Consider the following 15,443-nt stretch of genomic DNA (forward strand, 5'->3'; position numbering starts at 1 on the left):
AACAAAAATCTATCTGCCTTCCTTTAGCTTTACTCTGATGGAAAAACCATTTTGTTTATTCTCTATACTTTCTTTTGCAAGATTTAAAAGGTGGATAAATTCATTTTCAGCCAACAGCTTTTGGACATAGTCCTCAATATTCTCACTTTGTATTGTAAGATACACAACGCCGTCTGACAGATAAATCTTCTTTTCTTTGATATCATATAGCCAAAATCCTCTTTCTGATTTTATTGCCTGCTCAAACCTTTCAAACTGGGTATCGGTAAGCTCTATAAAATCCTTTATCCATAAATCAACCGTAGTTTCTTTCATACATCCTTTTCCACCTTTCTAAATGAGAATTTATCTACTGCCCCTTTCGTTAGTCTAATTTTACCCTTTTTACCTTTCCAATTCAATGGTTTTTAAGAAAGACATGCAATTTATTTGGAAATCCAATTAATGTTCTTCGATTTAAAACATTAGTTGACTATAATATTTACTAATGTATGTTTATGTACGTTTACTTAGTATAAGTTAAAAATGTTCCTTGGCTCATTTTATGCACCCCTTAAGCTGTCACAAACGTGGTTGCAAGATGCAAAATATAGGTATTTTAAAACAAATTGCCAAAGCACCAGGCACTGCTCAAATTAGTGTGCAAACAGCTAAAAACAAAATTTCAAAGGGTAAAAAGAATGATGATAAAAAACAAAACTGATAGTCATTTTTTTCGAAGAGTGATATAATAATTAGTTGGAACATATATTCAAAACTCTTGGAGGTGAAATAATGAAAAGAGCTGCAAGGGTAATTTCGGTGATTGTGACAATTTGTTTTATAACCTTCTTGCTATCATCTTCAGTTCTTGCTGCATCAAGTCAGCAAATCCAAGCTTCTTTGTTAGTAAAAACTTTCAAAGCAGAGCTTTCAAAAATTCTAAATCCTGACACTCCTCTTTCGTGTGGCATAATCACCACGTCAACCGGGCAAAAGTCAGTGGGATATGGTTTAAATCTTATTGTCAATGATACAAAGACTTACAAAGTTGCTTTTGACAGAAAAAATAGAAAGTTTTTTATCCAAACCAAGAAAGATAATGTAAATCATACCGTCTTCTTAAACGGGCAAAATATTTACACCTTAGATCCAAAAGATAACAAGTACGTGCTTAGCACCATACCAACTACTCTCTGGATGAGCATCAATATGCTTGACAGCTCGCTTTCTCAGCCTATGAGCAAGTTTTACCAGACCATATTGAACTACTTAAACTCTCAAGCATCTTCAATTGTAAAAAGCGCGTACAAGACAACAATATCTGTTGGTTCAAAGAAGATAAGCTGCTGGGCATTAAATAGCGTTCTGCCAAGCAAGGTTTTAGAACCTGCATTTAAAGAATTTTTATCTACATCTTCAAAATCTGTACTTTCTCAGTTACGGATTATGCTCGATGTTTATTTAAAATCTTTGACAGACGATGAAAAGAAGGCTTTGAGCTCTTTAAATATCGATGTAAATAAACTTTCTTCAGCTGAGATCTCAAAACAGCTTGAAAATAATCTTTCTAAGCTTATTAGGTCAATAAAATTGGATGATTACAAGATAAACTTTTACGTTGATGAAAAGACAGGAAAAATAGTAAAGATAATAATTAAAAATGCACCTGCAACTACTAATAGCGTTTTGACAAGAATTGAAATGACAAATATTGCAACAGGAAATGATGTTAAGTTCCCACAAATTTCTCAAAACATGATAAAACAACAGTCCAGTCAGGTAGACATAGTCGGTCTTTTGAAATTGATTGAGAATTTTGTTGCTAAAATGCAGCAAATAAAATAAACATCATAATTATGTAAATGAATATCTTGGGCTGCCGCATAATTGATATTTGAGAAAAAGTGCGGCAGTCTTTTTTTTATCCCTTTCACCTCTTAATATGTCTTCCCTAACTTTTGTAACACTTATTTTAACAAATTCACATAAACTACACTTATAATTCTGTTATTGCGACGTCTTTTAAGTGTGCTCAAAAGAAGGTGATACGACAATGAAAAAGGGATTCTATATTTTAGCCCTAACTTTAATAATATTTGCAGTCATAGCAGTCTTTCCTATACAAACTCTTGCACAAAAGGATCAGATTAAGATTCCTGTGCTTGTATATCACTATTTTGCAAAAGGCTCAAAAGAAGCACAAGAGTGTAATTCCTTTGCGGTTGTGGATATTCAGAATTTTGAAAAACAGATGGAATATCTTTATAAAAACAACTTCAAGACTTTAACAATGGAAGAGCTGTACAAATTTTTAAAAGGTGAATATATTCCACCCAAAAAAGCCATTGTAATAACAATGGATGATGGATACAAAAATAATATTACATTGGCATATCCAGTACTAAAAAAATATGGTTTTAAAGCATGCATATTTGTAATCGGAAAATTCTTGATATCCAAGAATACCTCAAACGAATTTGAATATCTGTCACTGGAAGATACTCTTAAATACACCGACGTCTTTGAGTTTGGTTCTCACACATACGATATGCACAGGCTGCTGAATGGAATGCCCATTCTCCTTCAGGCTAACATGCTGGACATAATTTTTGATTTTGTAAACAATCAAGTGCTAATAAATTCTCCTTATTTTGCTTATCCGTTTGGTGCATATGATGAAAGAGTAATAGAAGTTTTAAAGTCTTTCAACTACAAATTGGCTTTTACTACCAAAAAAGGATATGTGACATCTTCTACTGACCTGTATGAAATTCCACGGTTTACTATCTCACAAAAAACTACTTTTGACCAGTTTATAAAAATTGTAAATGGTGAATATCCTGATATCTATGTTCACAATCCCGGTCACAAAACTTCCAAGGAAAAGCAGCATGTAAAAACGTTGACCGAAAAAAAGACAAAACAAACCTTATTGCAAAAAAGAGGCTAAAAAAGCCTCTTTTTTATGTGCCAAATTTTAAATATACTAGGGTTGCTGCAACCGCAGCAGCTGCGCTTATGAACTTGTTCAGAAGAAAAAGCGAAACATAAGGTGTAGCAAATATTGCCACAAATGCAAGCTGAGGACCCAAAGCCGAAGCTGCCGTCGTGCACAGGGCAGATGCTAAAATTTTTGACCTTTTGTCCATCTTATCAAAAAGGTAAAGTGTAGGAACACAGTTCACAAGCAGCATCAACATTCCTTCCAGCCCTGCTTGATTTAAAGTATATGAACCTTTCAAAAGCCTGAATCTATTTATTAGAAAATTGTATATAACTGTAAAGAATACATAGCTGCCACCAATCAAAACAGCCATTTTAAGCGGAAGGACTATACAGTCTTGCAAAGCTGTTTTTATAGGAAATAAAGCTTTGCTTGTTAATATATGGTATCCCAATAACGCAAGTCCTACAAGGTTAACAAAGGTCATTGTACTACCCAAAAATTTCATTGCAGTTATCAAAAAACGCCATTCTCTTGAAACCCCAATGGCAAGCATAAAAGTAACGATCACAACAATAGCTACCAGTTTTAATGTCCTCAGTACATTATATCCCCAAAGCAGGTTTGTAAATACAACTGCAACGGAAATGCATCCAATTCCAATAAGACTTCCTTTTATAAAATCCTCTTTTGACTCATCTTTCAAAATTCCAAATGCAACAGGGTATGTAAAACCAATGGTCGCTCCCAAATTTGAGCTAAGTAGAATACCGCCTATTATCTTAGCCATTTCATCTTTTGATACTTGTTGGGATATGTGATACCCGCCCATATCTATGGGTAAAAAACAAGAAATTAATATTGCACTGTCGGTATGAAAAAACTGCGCTAAAAACTTTGAAGGTTTTACCAGCAACATACCCAAAAATGGATATAAGTAAAGAATGCCCAGCATCGAAAAAACGGCTTTTGCCATGATTACAAAGCCTTCTTCAATTTTTAACCCAAGTTTGAGCTTGTCACCAAAGATTTTATCAATAACACCTGTTGCAAAGGCTATTGAAAATATCATAAACAAGATTTTGCTCAGTTGCATCTTTAAACTCACTTCTCAAACTTCATTTGTTTAGAGTTATTTTACCACAAGATCAAAAGTTTTGCTTAAAACAACAATCGCCACGTCCTGAGTCACTTCATAGAGCTTTACAAGCGCAAGTTCAATCTCCGGATGACCATCATACCCAGGGATTTTACCTTCTTCTTTGCCAAAAATGCTGTATATGTGGTCTGCAAGCTTTTTTACAATCTCCAAAAGGCTTGTTTTGCCAGTTGCCAGAAAATGTGCAACACCAGGCTCTATCATGTGCCCTGCAGTGTAGAGTTCGTGACACTCTTTTAAATTTGTCCACCTTTTACCCTTTCCTTTGATGGTAAAATATGTATTGAGGTATTCTTCTTCCCACTGAGCCTTGCCAATAAGCTCTATAACCTCGTCAACCTTCTCTTCCAAATCAGGATTTGGATATTTTTCAAGGACATATGAAGCTGCCTCAAGCCACTTTGCAACATCACTGTCTTGAAAAACAAATCCCTCAAATTCCCCATCTTCAAGTCCTGCTGCTATTCTGAAATTCTTTATTGCATGGCTTTTGACCGGAATATCAACTAAATCATTTAATATCTCCCACTGATATGACACAACTACATCAGGAATAAGTTCTACATATCTTCCTCAGAACAAGTCTTTAATAGTGACATCTTTTATTTCTATTTCTGACGATTTAAGGGAATTTGTGAAATGATTTTCGATCATATTTTTTCACCACCTAAATCCTTAGTTTTTTGCTTTACTTTTATTTTCTGACATCTTTCTTGATTTTTCAAGTTGAAAAAGTAGTAATTTGGGTAGAGAGATTTTAGGTAAAAAATAAAAGTTGAGGTGAGGCTCTCTTTTACCCCACCTCAACTTTTTTGTAAATTTTTCAAGAAGTTATCTTATTTTCTTAAGACATCCAATGCTCTCATAATTAGTGCAATAAATTCTGCTCTTGTTATTGTGTTTTGTGGTCTGAAAGTCTTATCTGGATAACCTTTTACTATTCCTAAACTATATGCTTTTGCTAAGTATTCTACATCGATTGAAGATTGTTCAAGAAGGTCTGTAAATTCAAGCTCTTTGGGTTCTATATCTACACCACTTTGTTCTAATAACTTCATTATAATTGCTACAGCCTCAATTCTTGTAAGCGGTCTATTTGCATCATCAACCTCTGTAATAACTTCGTTGTCAAGCAATGCCTTGATTGCTTGGGCTGCCCATTGTGGTGTATTCTTAACTGTGCCTTCTTGCTTCGGCGCAATTTCAAATGCTCTTTGTGCAACTACTGCCGCCTCTGCAAATGAAACTTGCTTTGTCGGTTTGAGTGTCATATCTTCATATCCTACTATGAGTCCACTTGTAACAGCTTTCTTGAATGTGTCATATGCCCAATTATCTTTTGATATATCCTTATAAATCTCATCAAGTCTTGCAACAACTACTGCTACCGTACCTACTTTGTTTGTTGTAATGGTTACTGAAGAGACATCTTTCTTTGTTGCAACAGGCAGCCATTTGCCTTTTTGTTCGTCGTATGCAAATGCAACTGGGATATTATCATCTTTGAATACTTGCGGCTCAACCTTTACCTCTAACTTAACTGGCTTTACAACATTACCGTTCTCTATCGTAACCTTGATTGGTTTTTCAACAAGTGTCCCAAGCCCAATTTCTTTATCTAACTTCTCAATCTTTTCAACTTTGATTGTTGCATTTGCGCCCAAAACAGCACCCTGTGGTACAACAACCTTTATGTCGTTTCCTACATTAACAGTTGTTGCTGATGTTGGATTTATCTTTGTTGTAACAACACCCTCCTGTTGTTGTGTCTGCTGAGTTGTCTGCTGTTGTTGCTGTTGCTGAGCAGGTTGCTGGGTTGTTTGTTGCTGCTGTGTTTGCTGCTGAGTTTGTTGAGTTTGCTGCTGCGTCTGTGTTTGCTGGGAAGGTGTTGTCGAGGTTATAATATATGTTATTGTGGTTGATGTTGAAGGCGATGTTGATGGCTGCTGTACAGTTGGTTGTTGTACAGGTGCAGCAATAAGCTCTAAGCAACCGAACTTAGTCGTATCTCTCCAATTGTTACCAATCTTATCGTTCCATGTCAGAACGCCAACTCTTTTGCCCGTATTATCTGCATCATTTACTTGGATATCAAATCCTATAACCATTCCTTCAGAGAGCTTAGTTGTTCTCATATAGACCTGTGCTTCTACAATATATCCATTTGGGATTATCTTTGTTGCTGTAATAAAGTTTTTAGCCTCCCCATTTGTTCCAAATGTTTGGGTATTCTCATAGTTTACCCTGTACTGAACATCATCGTTTTCATAGTAAGGCGTCTTATGATTGTTTTCATCAATAAATATTTCGATAGAATCCTGTTCCCAAGGATTTGTGTTTGCCTTGTTCAAAAGTGGATCGTACACAACTGCATATACATAGATGCAATTTTCATCCCACATCATTCTTGCTTTTGCATATGCTGAGTCATATACTGTGCCTGTAACTGTCACCTTTGTGTCAGTTGTTATCTCCTGTGCATTTTGCCATGCATCATCTAATTCTGCATCAATCTTTGGCGTTCCCTTCGGTGCTGAAGCAAATTTTACGCTATCTGCCATTGTTAAAATACCATAGGTGTCTGTTCCGATAAGCTGTGAATTTGTCTTATCGTTCCAGCTATATTGTACTCCATTGTCAACAACTGCAATGTCAAATCCTATGCTTGAATTTACTGCTAAGCTATTATTCAAAAGAAGTTTTACTTCTACTACATACCCACTTAGCTGTTGCAGTACTACATAATCTTTCACATAGCCAATCTTTGACTCAGTCTTTGCACCTGTTCTTGAAATTGAAACCCAGTGGTCATCATCTTTTAGTTCTGGCAACTTTCCATTGTCTCGGTCAACGAAAATCATAACCTTGTCATTGTTAACATCTACACTTGTATCGTTTACTGTGATATAAAGGCTAAGCTCATTGCCATTCCACAATGACCTTACTTGAGCAATATCCTGCCCTGCATCATTTTGAATGGTAACTGGGATAGTTCCTTTGTATTCTTTATCCATAAGACCATCAATTCTTGGCTGTGCATTGTTCGCATAAGCCTTGTTTATAGCGAGTGGTAGCACTGACGGTTCAACAATTGCCCAGTATGCATACTTTGCCTGGTAGTTGCTGTCAAACAGCAGCGGCCAGTTAGGTCCATTTTTTGATAGCCAAGAATAATCATCTTTCAAACCCCAGAATGTTACATTTGTGACAATGCCCTTGTATTTTTTCAACATCTCGAAAATATCTCTGAACTTCTGTGCCTGCTTGATGGCTATATCCTGTGGTAGAGAATTATAGCTTTGGCTGCTGCTTGTATAAACGCTGATATCAAGCTCTGTAATTTGAACTTCAAGACCCGGAATTGTGCTGAAAAGTTTTATTGTATCCTCAATCTCTTTCACTGTTGGAGACTCAACATTTATGTGACCCTGCAAACCTACCCCGTCTATCAAGCCTCTTTCATGCAGAGCTTTAACCAGGTTGTAAATAAACTGTCTCTTCTTTGGATTTTCAGTGTTGTAGTCGTTGTAGAAAAGCTTTGCATTTGGATCAGCTTGTCGTGCATATTGGAATGCCAGGATGATATATTCAGGTATTCCGCCGGTTTCTGGAGTTGGTCCTAAAATCCTGTACCATTCACTTCTTCTGTATCCATCTGGTTGATTTTCGTCAATTGCTTCGTTGACAACGTCCCATGCATAAATCTTTCCAGCATATCTTCCAACAAGTGTTTGAATATGTGTTTTTAATCTATCTCTCAAAAGCTGCTTATCCTCTGGCTTATTAGGATCAAGTGCCGTCCCATCTGAACGTTTGAAGAACCAATCTGGAGTTTGTTGATGCCATACAAGAGTATGACCTCTTATTCCAATACCATTTTGCTGAGCAAAATTTACATACTCGTCAGCAACATTGAAAGTAAAGTTACCTTCTGTCTTCTGAATAGCATCTGGTTTCATTTCATTTTCTGCGGTTATACTATTAAAATGCTTCAAAACCATTTGAACCTCAACAGGATTTGTAAGAACCCTATAAGGAATCGCAACACCAATGCTAAAGTAGTTTTTGTACTGTTCAAACAAAGATGGTATCTCCCATTCAGGCTGTCTCACTCCAGCTGTTCCAGGATTTGGATCAACTATTTTCAGGTCATCAATATAGAAGCTGAGAGTTGCATTCGGAGATTCTACATACAAAAGCAGCTGAATTGCTGTTGTTGGTACTGAATACGTGCCTTTGAGCTCTACCCATGTATTTGTCCCTACATCCTTCTGGTGTACAATCGAATCATAGTCGGTGCTACCATCCGCATTTTTTCTCTCCATCGTCAAAGTCAATTTCTGGGTACTTCCCGTGTCCTGATATACCCATACAGATATCTCATAACTCTTTCCTTTCTCTAAAAGTGATGTCACATCAATCTGCGCACCATTCCAATTTTGAGTTCTTCCTGTTACATACAAGCTTTTCGAACCTGTATGCGTTACTGTGTCCACTACAGAAATCGATACACTGCTTCCTCTTGGCTGCCATCCTTCAAATATACCTGACTCAAATGTTGTGCTCTTGACAACAGGGTTTATACCTGCTCTGTTTGGACCTGCTATCTCAATATTGTCAACGTAAAACTCGACTGTCTTGCTTGTTGGAACACATACCAGGAGCTGAATCTTTTCAATTTGATTTGATGTGGTTATTGTGAATTTACCATTGATTTTCTTCCAGAAGTTTGGAACTGCTACCTTGTCAATGACCTGAATGTACTTTTCTCCAGCAGAGTCTTTGAGATATGCGTAAACTGAAAATCTTTGAGGTTTTGCATCATTGTGATATACATACATGGAAACTGTGTAAGTAACAGATGGAGCAAGCTCACTGGTCAGGTCAACAATTGCACCATCCCATGCAGAAGTTCTACCAGAGACTTTTAGTGAATAATCCCCCTCATAAACAACTTTGTATACGGTCTCAACAGTAGTTGAAGCCCCTCTTGCCATCCAGCCTTGAGTTCCATTTTCAAAATCGTATTTAGCGTAGTAATCTAAAGGATTCTGTGTCTGGGCAGAAACCTTTTGACCAAAAGATGGGCTCAAAGCAGGTGCTATGATGCTTACCAAAAATACCAAAAGCACAAGTAATGCGAGAGTTTTTCTTCGCATTCTTTTCCTTTCCCTCCTCGATTTCAAATTTTGAAAGCAGTTTTAAATGAAATAAAAAATCCAAATATAAACACCCCGTTGTCATTTGAGCGTTTTTTGCTACGAAATCTCTTAAAAAAAAACCCAACTGACAGAAAAGGTACGCAGAGCCACCTTAAACTGTTTTATTTTTTAAGGAAAATCACTAAGATTATGCCTATATCACATCATACAAAAAACTTCTATTTTAAAATTGTGCTTTTCAAATTTTTATTTTAATGGTATTATAATGCTGTAGTAGATTTTCGATTGCAAAAGGGTGAAAGCGGGTTCATGATATTACTGTGGGAAAAGGATGTTCCACTTTCTGACCCTCAAAATGAATTCGTACCATATTTAGAACCGTACCTGCTTGAAAACGGCAAACAAAATTCATGTATAATTGTCTTCCCGGGCGGAGGATATACACACAGGGCAGAACATGAAGGCGCTCCTGTTGCAATGTGGCTCAATAGCATTGGAATTTCAGCCCTTGTGCTACATTATAGGGTAGCTCCTTATAAGCATCCAGCACCTCTTCTTGATGCAAAAAGGGCTGTAAGGCTTGTGAGGTATAATGCAAAGAAGTGGAATATAAATCCAAAAAAGATTGGTGTTTTGGGATTTTCAGCAGGGGGACACTTGGCATCTACAGTGGGAACTCATTTTGATGACGGAGACAAAAAAAGCAAAGACCCTGTTGAAAGGACGTCTTCTCGACCAGACTGTATGATTTTGTGCTATCCTGTCATTAGTATGGCAGAATTTACTCATGAGGGTTCAAAAAATGCTTTGCTGGGAAGCAACCCTGACACAGTTGTAGTTTGGACACTTTCCACACACAACATGGTAACAGAATACACACCACCAACTTTTATATGGCACACAAGTGACGACAGTTCAGTCAGAGTTGAAAACTCTCTTTTGTTTGCAATGGCATTGAGTAAACATAATGTACCTTTTGAGCTTCACATTTTCCCCTATGGAAGACATGGTCTGGGGCTTGCTCAGGATACACCTTATGTAGAGACTTGGACAAAGCTTTGTGAAAAGTGGCTTGAGAGTATTGGATTTATTGAGAAAACAAGTTGAAATTTGGCAGTAATTTAAAAATTCATATAGATTAAGGGAGGTTTTAAGCATGCTTGAGAACACAAGTTATCAGATGAAGAGAAGAAGTATTGATGAGTTAATTCAGCACCTTAAGACATTTGAGCTTGACCTCAAATTCTCTGTTGGAATCTGGTATTTTTCTGACCATCCAAGTAGATTCCATGCACCACTTGGAGAGAAAAGGTCTATTGAAGAACGATTAGAAGTTATTGCAAAGCTAAAAGACTATGGAGTTTGTGCTTTAGAGGCTCACTATCCAAATGAAATAAACGAAGACAACTTGGACCTTTACAAAAAGTTTTCAAAGGACACAGGAATAAAAGTTTTGTCAGTAATTCCAAACCTCTTCTACGAAAGCGATTTCGAATTTTCATCGCTCGCATCCCCTATTGAAGAGGTAAGAAAAAAGGCAATTGAGAGGCTCAAAACATCTCTGATGCTAAACAAGGAGCTTGACTGTGAATTCTGTATCATCTGGCCTGGTGGAGACGGATATGAAAACAATTTGGAATTGACTTTATAAGAATGAGAGATAGATTTGCTGAAGGTATTGCCGAGGCAATGGACGCAGTACCTGGGGTAAAGGTTGCAATTGAGCCAAAGCCATATGAGCCAAGAGGAAGAATTATTTACGGTCTTACTGGCGAAGGTATACTTCTTGCACAAAAAGTCGAAAAACTCCTTCAGAATCCAGAAAACAGGAAGATTTTAGAAAACGACTCACTTGTTGGTCTTAATCCTGAGGTTGGGCATGTTCTGATGGGATTTGAAGATTTGGCATATGCATTTTCGCTTGCTCTTGAGTATGGAAAGCTCTATCATACACACTGGAACAGCCAACCACTTGGAAACTATGACCAAGACTTAAACGTGGGTGTTGTCTCACCTGAGCAGGCTGAAGCAGCGCTCTATGTTATGAAGATGTATGGATACAGAGGATATTTTGGAATTGACATAAATCCTGAGAGAATGCCAGTTGAGAGAGCTGTTATAAATTGTATCGATGCAATAAAGGCAATGAATGACAGAATTAATAACCTGCCACATGAGGATATAATCGCATGCACAGAAAAGCCACACAAGAACAGAGGTATTTTAGAGGCAATCTTAATAAGAGCAAGGGCAAACAATCCTTCAATTCTATCGCCTATGCCAAAGGTTGAAAGGTAATTTTTACCGATTATGGAATTGGTGAAACCCCAGCTGCAAGGGAAAAAATTTCTCTTGCAGCTCTTTTTATTTATTTCAATGTATTCATTCAAGCCATTTTTGAATAATATACATACCCTTTGCGCCAAAAATTCTCAAGAACTTTTTCTTGATTTTTATTCACATAACCATTAACATAAAAATAAGTAGAAAATTTTAAAATGAAAAGGAAATCTAAAAAACCTGAGATTTTATAGAGGAGGCGAAAGACGGTATGGAGAGTTTTATTCAAAACATGTTTGCTGAGCGAATTGGCGGAAGCAATTTTGGCAAAGAGACTGTCCTTTACAAGTTTGAAAAAATCAAAAGAGCAAAGGCAAAAGCAAGAGAACTTCATCCTGACATGGAGTTAATTGATATGGGCGTTGGTGAGCCTGATGAGAAGGCCGATATGGGTATAATCGGAACTTTGGCTTATGAAGCTGGGAAGGATGAAAACAGAGGATATGCTGACAATGGTATTTATGAATTCAAAGTGGCAGCTGCAAAGTATTTAGAAAGAGTATTCGGAGTAAAAGGTATAAATCCAGATACGGAAGTAAACCATGCAATTGGTTCAAAGTCAGCTTTGGCACTTTTGCCATATGCATTTATAAATCCCGGTGATGTAACAATCATGACTGTGCCGGGCTATCCTGTTCTTGGCACAATCACAAAGTGGCTCGGTGGTGAGGTTTACAACGTCCCGCTTTTGAAAGAAAACAACTTCTTGCCAGACTTGTCTTCAATTCCAGAGGATATCAGAAAAAGAGCAAAGCTAATGTATTTGAACTATCCAAACAACCCGTGCGGGGCTGTTGCAACAAAGGAGTTTTTTGAAGAGGTTGTTGAATTTGCCGCAAAGAATAACATCATAGTAGTACATGACGCCGCATATGCAGCTTTGGTGTTTGATGGCTATAAACCTTTGTCTTTCTTATCAGTTGATGGTGCAAAAGAGGTTGGAGTTGAGATTCACTCTCTTTCCAAAGCATACAACATGACAGGTTGGAGACTTGCATTTGTTGCTGGAAATGAGCTTGTTGTAAAGGCATTTGCAGCTGTCAAAGACAACAACGACTCTGGTCAGTTCAAGGCAATCCAAAAAGCAGGAATATACGCTTTAGAGCATCCTGAGATTACTGAGAGAATAAATGAAAAATACTCCCGCCGCCATGACCTTTTAGTAAAAACACTAAGAGAGCTTGGTTTTGATGCACAAAAGCCAAAAGGGTCATTTTACCTGTATGTTGAGATTCCAAAGGGAATAAAAGGTGGAAGAAGATTTGAAACTGCTGAGGAGTTTTCTGAATATTTGATTACAGAAAAGTGTATCTCCACCGTACCATGGGACGATGCAGGCCATTTTGTAAGATTCTCAGTCACATTTGAGGCAAAGACACCAGAGGATGAAATTAGAGTCATGGAAGAGCTAAAAAGAAGGCTATCTGACGTTGAATTTGAATTTTAGGAGGTTTGGAAAATGATAATCACAACAACTCCTTCAGTAGAAGGGAAAAGAATTGTTGAGTACAGAGGAATTGTAAGCAGCGAAGTGATTGTGGGAGTAAATCTTGTAAAGGATTTTATTGCATCCATCACAGATTTATTTGGCGGAAGGTCTGGCACTTATGAAAATGAACTTATACGTGCAAGAGAAGAAGCTTTGCAGGAGCTTCAAAACAGAGCTGCTATGCTCGGCGCAAACGCAGTTGTTGGAATTGACATCGACTATGAGGTTCTGGGTGCTAATGGCAGTATGCTTATGGTCTCTGTAACAGGTACCGCTGTTGTTGTAGAATAAAAATTTAAACTTAAGGTGAAAACCATGGTGAAAGACAAACTTTTAGTAGTAGACATAGGCAATACAAACATTGTTTTTGGAGTTTATAAAGGAAAGGACCTCCTTGCAAGCTATAGGATGAAGACAGATAAAGAAAAGGCTGCAGATGAGTTTGGAATCTTGATGACTCAGATGCTAAGTTACAATGGAATTTCGCCACAAGATATAATGGATGTGATAATCTCATCTGTTGTACCACCTATAATGTATTCATTCGAAAGAGCTATACAAAAGTATTTTGGCTGCACACCAATAGTTGTTGGACCGGGAATAAAAACCGGACTTAATATCAAAACTGAAAACCCCAAAGAGGTTGGATCGGACAGAATCGTTAATGCTGTTGCTGTAAATGAGCTTTATGGTGGGCCTGCTGTGATAATTGATTTTGGCACAGCAACAACATTTTGTGCTCTTTCTTCAAAATCAGAGTATCTTGGCGGTGCAATTGCACCGGGGATAAAAATCTCAGCTGAGGCGCTTTTTTCACATGCAAGCCGTCTTCACAGGATAGAACTTCAAAAACCGCCAACAGTAATCGGAAAAAATACAGTCCATGCAATGCAATCAGGCATTATCTATGGTTATGTCGGACTTGTTGACTATATGGTGAATAAAATCAAGGAAGAGATGAACGAAAAGGATGCAAAAGTAGTTGCAACAGGTGGGCTTGCAAGGCTTATTGCTCAGGAGTCAAAAACAATCCAGATTGTAAATCCCACCTTGACCTTGGAGGGGTTGAGGATAATATACTATAAAAATAAACAGCTGAACATATAAAAACTAAAAAGGGCAGATAAACCAAAGTACTACAAATGGTTTATTTGCCCTTTCTCTTTAAATCTGTTTTTCTAACCATTTTATAAAGTCAAGGTAAAATTCTCTTTCTGATATCACCTCGTTGAGCTTTGCTGTAAACACCTTTTCAGACCAGCTCTTTTTGCCATTGTAGTATCTGTTGCATGTCTTCCAGTACCTGTATGGAAAGAGAAGTATAATGTAAATCAGTTCAAGTTCATCTTTGCTCAGAGGTGAAATATTTGAATACCAGTTTAAGATACTCTCTCCTGTTTTTATATCCCAATGAATTCTTTTTAATACCTTTTGCATAAAGCTTGTGATGTCAATTACTCTCAAATCATATGTAAGATTGTCAAAGTCAATTATATAAACATCTCCATCTTGTGTATAGAGGATGTTATGGTATGAATAGTCGCGGTGGATAAAACCTCTTTTTTGTCTTGCCTCTTCGCAAAGACTACTGTAGTTAGAGTTTTTGAGCTTCTCAAAAGCTTCTTTGGCAAGTTCATGGTAATATGAATATGTAAACAAGTACTCATAATCAAACATGCTTTTTCTTTTCTCTGCCATCTTTCTCATAAGCAAAAACTTGTTACACCTTTTCTCAAAGCGTGTCATTAGCTTTCCTACATTATCTCTTATCCTTGCCCCTTGCGGAACATTTGTATAACCATATGAAGCTTCGTGCATAAGTGTAAGCTTTTCTGTTGCAGCTTTTAGTTCAATGGGATTTTCAAGCTCACATTCTCTTGCATCAATCCAGTCGGTGAGAACATAAATATCGTCGTTTAATATAACATAAGGCTACCTCTTTTACTTAAGTTAAACCTGTCTATATCCAAAAACCCTCTTGAAACAAGATGTTCCTTACCTCCGTGGATAAAAAGAAGCGTTTCAACTGAGTAGTCAACTTTTTTAAAACACTTTAAACCACTGTCTGTTGAGAGCACAAGGATGTCACAAATAGACATAAAATAAAAAACCTCTATATTAAAAAATTGAGTTATCTTATCTCTTAGCAAAATCATAAAAAACACCTTCCACTAAAAACTATAAGAAAAGTTATGATATTTAATGCAGGGAGGTGAGAATTTTATCCTTGTACTTATACTTTTCGCAAATTCTGTTTATCTTCTCTTCAAATCCTTCAGATGCCCAATCCAGATTTCCAAGCTTTAACACTTTTTTAACTGCACTAAAATACTCATAAGGAAGGATCATAATTGCTAATATAAGTTT

Annotated in this window: 14 protein-coding genes and 1 pseudogene; 9 read left to right on the forward strand and 6 right to left on the reverse strand. The window is 37.0% G+C overall.

Annotation, left to right across the window (positions count from 1 at the left end; translation table 11 throughout):
- Positions 1 to 9: 9 nt before the first annotated feature.
- Positions 10 to 315 (reverse strand): hypothetical protein, encoded by a 306-nt coding sequence (locus tag OTJ99_RS10365; protein ID WP_235374985.1) that lies wholly within the window; start codon positions 313 to 315, stop codon positions 10 to 12.
- Positions 316 to 580: 265 nt separating this feature from the next.
- Here OTJ99_RS10365 and OTJ99_RS10370 point away from each other — a divergent pair, with 265 nt between their 5' ends.
- The 3 genes from OTJ99_RS10370 to OTJ99_RS10380 all read left to right on the forward strand — a co-directional run bounded on the left by OTJ99_RS10370 (position 581) and on the right by OTJ99_RS10380 (position 2,932).
- On the forward strand, positions 581 to 703 hold the full coding sequence (locus OTJ99_RS10370) for a hypothetical protein (protein WP_268748529.1): 123 nt from the start codon (positions 581 to 583) through the stop codon (positions 701 to 703).
- 71 nt (positions 704 to 774) lie between these two features.
- Complete coding sequence (locus tag OTJ99_RS10375) at positions 775 to 1,827, forward strand: DUF2092 domain-containing protein (RefSeq protein WP_045166289.1); 1,053 nt, start codon at positions 775 to 777, stop codon at positions 1,825 to 1,827.
- A 208-nt stretch (positions 1,828 to 2,035) separates the two neighbouring features.
- Positions 2,036 to 2,932, forward strand: a complete 897-nt coding sequence (locus OTJ99_RS10380; RefSeq protein WP_045166288.1) for a polysaccharide deacetylase family protein — start codon at positions 2,036 to 2,038, stop codon at positions 2,930 to 2,932.
- A 13-nt stretch (positions 2,933 to 2,945) separates the two neighbouring features.
- Here OTJ99_RS10380 and eutH read toward each other — a convergent pair whose 3' ends face one another.
- From eutH to OTJ99_RS10395, 3 genes and pseudogenes are all read right to left on the reverse strand, one after another.
- Positions 2,946 to 4,022, reverse strand: a complete 1,077-nt coding sequence (eutH, locus tag OTJ99_RS10385; RefSeq protein ID WP_045166287.1) for an ethanolamine utilization protein EutH — start codon at positions 4,020 to 4,022, stop codon at positions 2,946 to 2,948.
- 54 nt (positions 4,023 to 4,076) lie between these two features.
- Positions 4,077 to 4,739: pseudogene (locus tag OTJ99_RS10390) on the reverse strand (beta-L-arabinofuranosidase domain-containing protein); the annotation flags it as partial.
- Between the two features lie 182 nt (positions 4,740 to 4,921).
- Positions 4,922 to 9,244, reverse strand: coding sequence for an endo-1,4-beta-xylanase (locus OTJ99_RS10395; protein WP_052671531.1), 4,323 nt, complete (start codon positions 9,242 to 9,244; stop codon positions 4,922 to 4,924).
- Between the two features lie 312 nt (positions 9,245 to 9,556).
- Here OTJ99_RS10395 and OTJ99_RS10400 point away from each other — a divergent pair, with 312 nt between their 5' ends.
- The 6 genes from OTJ99_RS10400 (at position 9,557) to OTJ99_RS10425 (ending at position 14,183) form a co-directional block, all read left to right on the forward strand.
- Positions 9,557 to 10,354: an alpha/beta hydrolase gene (locus OTJ99_RS10400; protein ID WP_045166284.1), complete on the forward strand. Its 798-nt coding sequence runs from the start codon at positions 9,557 to 9,559 to the stop codon at positions 10,352 to 10,354.
- A gap of 49 nt (positions 10,355 to 10,403) precedes the next feature.
- Complete coding sequence (locus tag OTJ99_RS10405; protein WP_235374984.1) at positions 10,404 to 10,898, forward strand: hypothetical protein; 495 nt, start codon at positions 10,404 to 10,406, stop codon at positions 10,896 to 10,898.
- 2 nt (positions 10,899 to 10,900) lie between these two features.
- Positions 10,901 to 11,545, forward strand: a complete 645-nt coding sequence (locus OTJ99_RS10410; RefSeq protein WP_235374983.1) for an apurinic/apyrimidinic endonuclease family protein — start codon at positions 10,901 to 10,903, stop codon at positions 11,543 to 11,545.
- A gap of 253 nt (positions 11,546 to 11,798) precedes the next feature.
- A complete protein-coding gene (locus tag OTJ99_RS10415) occupies positions 11,799 to 13,034 on the forward strand; it encodes an LL-diaminopimelate aminotransferase (protein ID WP_045166283.1) in 1,236 nt (411 codons plus the stop codon).
- Between the two features lie 12 nt (positions 13,035 to 13,046).
- Positions 13,047 to 13,367, forward strand: coding sequence for a heavy metal-binding domain-containing protein (locus tag OTJ99_RS10420; RefSeq protein ID WP_045166282.1), 321 nt, complete (start codon positions 13,047 to 13,049; stop codon positions 13,365 to 13,367).
- A gap of 24 nt (positions 13,368 to 13,391) precedes the next feature.
- Positions 13,392 to 14,183 carry a type III pantothenate kinase gene (locus tag OTJ99_RS10425; RefSeq protein ID WP_045166281.1) on the forward strand — a complete coding sequence of 264 codons (792 nt, stop codon included), beginning with the start codon at positions 13,392 to 13,394 and terminating at the stop codon, positions 14,181 to 14,183.
- Between the two features lie 57 nt (positions 14,184 to 14,240).
- Here the strand turns inward: OTJ99_RS10425 and OTJ99_RS10430 are convergent, their stop codons facing one another.
- Both OTJ99_RS10430 and OTJ99_RS10435 read right to left on the reverse strand, forming a co-directional pair.
- On the reverse strand, positions 14,241 to 14,999 hold the full coding sequence (locus OTJ99_RS10430; protein WP_307735274.1) for a CotS family spore coat protein: 759 nt from the start codon (positions 14,997 to 14,999) through the stop codon (positions 14,241 to 14,243).
- Positions 14,993 to 15,232, reverse strand: a complete 240-nt coding sequence (locus OTJ99_RS10435; RefSeq protein WP_235374982.1) for a protein kinase family protein — start codon at positions 15,230 to 15,232, stop codon at positions 14,993 to 14,995. Before OTJ99_RS10435 ends, OTJ99_RS10430 begins: the two co-directional genes overlap by 7 nt.
- Between the last annotated feature and the right edge of the window lie 211 nt (positions 15,233 to 15,443).

Source organism: Caldicellulosiruptor naganoensis (assembly GCF_026914285.1).
GTDB classification, from domain to species: Bacteria; Bacillota; Thermoanaerobacteria; order Caldicellulosiruptorales; family Caldicellulosiruptoraceae; genus Caldicellulosiruptor; species Caldicellulosiruptor naganoensis.

What these genes read in the sequence shown, in the direction of transcription:
- OTJ99_RS10365 (WP_235374985.1), bottom strand. Translation starts at nt 315, where the DNA reads ATGAAAGAAACTACGGTTGATTTATGGATAAAGGATTTTATAGAGCTT.
- OTJ99_RS10370 (WP_268748529.1), top strand. Translation starts at nt 581, where the DNA reads ATGCAAAATATAGGTATTTTAAAACAAATTGCCAAAGCACCAGGCACT.
- OTJ99_RS10375 (WP_045166289.1), top strand. Translation starts at nt 775, where the DNA reads ATGAAAAGAGCTGCAAGGGTAATTTCGGTGATTGTGACAATTTGTTTT.
- OTJ99_RS10380 (WP_045166288.1), top strand. Translation starts at nt 2,036, where the DNA reads ATGAAAAAGGGATTCTATATTTTAGCCCTAACTTTAATAATATTTGCA.
- eutH (WP_045166287.1), bottom strand. Translation starts at nt 4,022, where the DNA reads ATGCAACTGAGCAAAATCTTGTTTATGATATTTTCAATAGCCTTTGCA.
- OTJ99_RS10395 (WP_052671531.1), bottom strand. Translation starts at nt 9,244, where the DNA reads ATGCGAAGAAAAACTCTCGCATTACTTGTGCTTTTGGTATTTTTGGTA.
- OTJ99_RS10400 (WP_045166284.1), top strand. Translation starts at nt 9,557, where the DNA reads ATGATATTACTGTGGGAAAAGGATGTTCCACTTTCTGACCCTCAAAAT.
- OTJ99_RS10405 (WP_235374984.1), top strand. Translation starts at nt 10,404, where the DNA reads ATGCTTGAGAACACAAGTTATCAGATGAAGAGAAGAAGTATTGATGAG.
- OTJ99_RS10410 (WP_235374983.1), top strand. Translation starts at nt 10,901, where the DNA reads ATGAGAGATAGATTTGCTGAAGGTATTGCCGAGGCAATGGACGCAGTA.
- OTJ99_RS10415 (WP_045166283.1), top strand. Translation starts at nt 11,799, where the DNA reads ATGGAGAGTTTTATTCAAAACATGTTTGCTGAGCGAATTGGCGGAAGC.
- OTJ99_RS10420 (WP_045166282.1), top strand. Translation starts at nt 13,047, where the DNA reads ATGATAATCACAACAACTCCTTCAGTAGAAGGGAAAAGAATTGTTGAG.
- OTJ99_RS10425 (WP_045166281.1), top strand. Translation starts at nt 13,392, where the DNA reads ATGGTGAAAGACAAACTTTTAGTAGTAGACATAGGCAATACAAACATT.
- OTJ99_RS10435 (WP_235374982.1), bottom strand. Translation starts at nt 15,232, where the DNA reads ATGATTTTGCTAAGAGATAAGATAACTCAATTTTTTAATATAGAGGTT.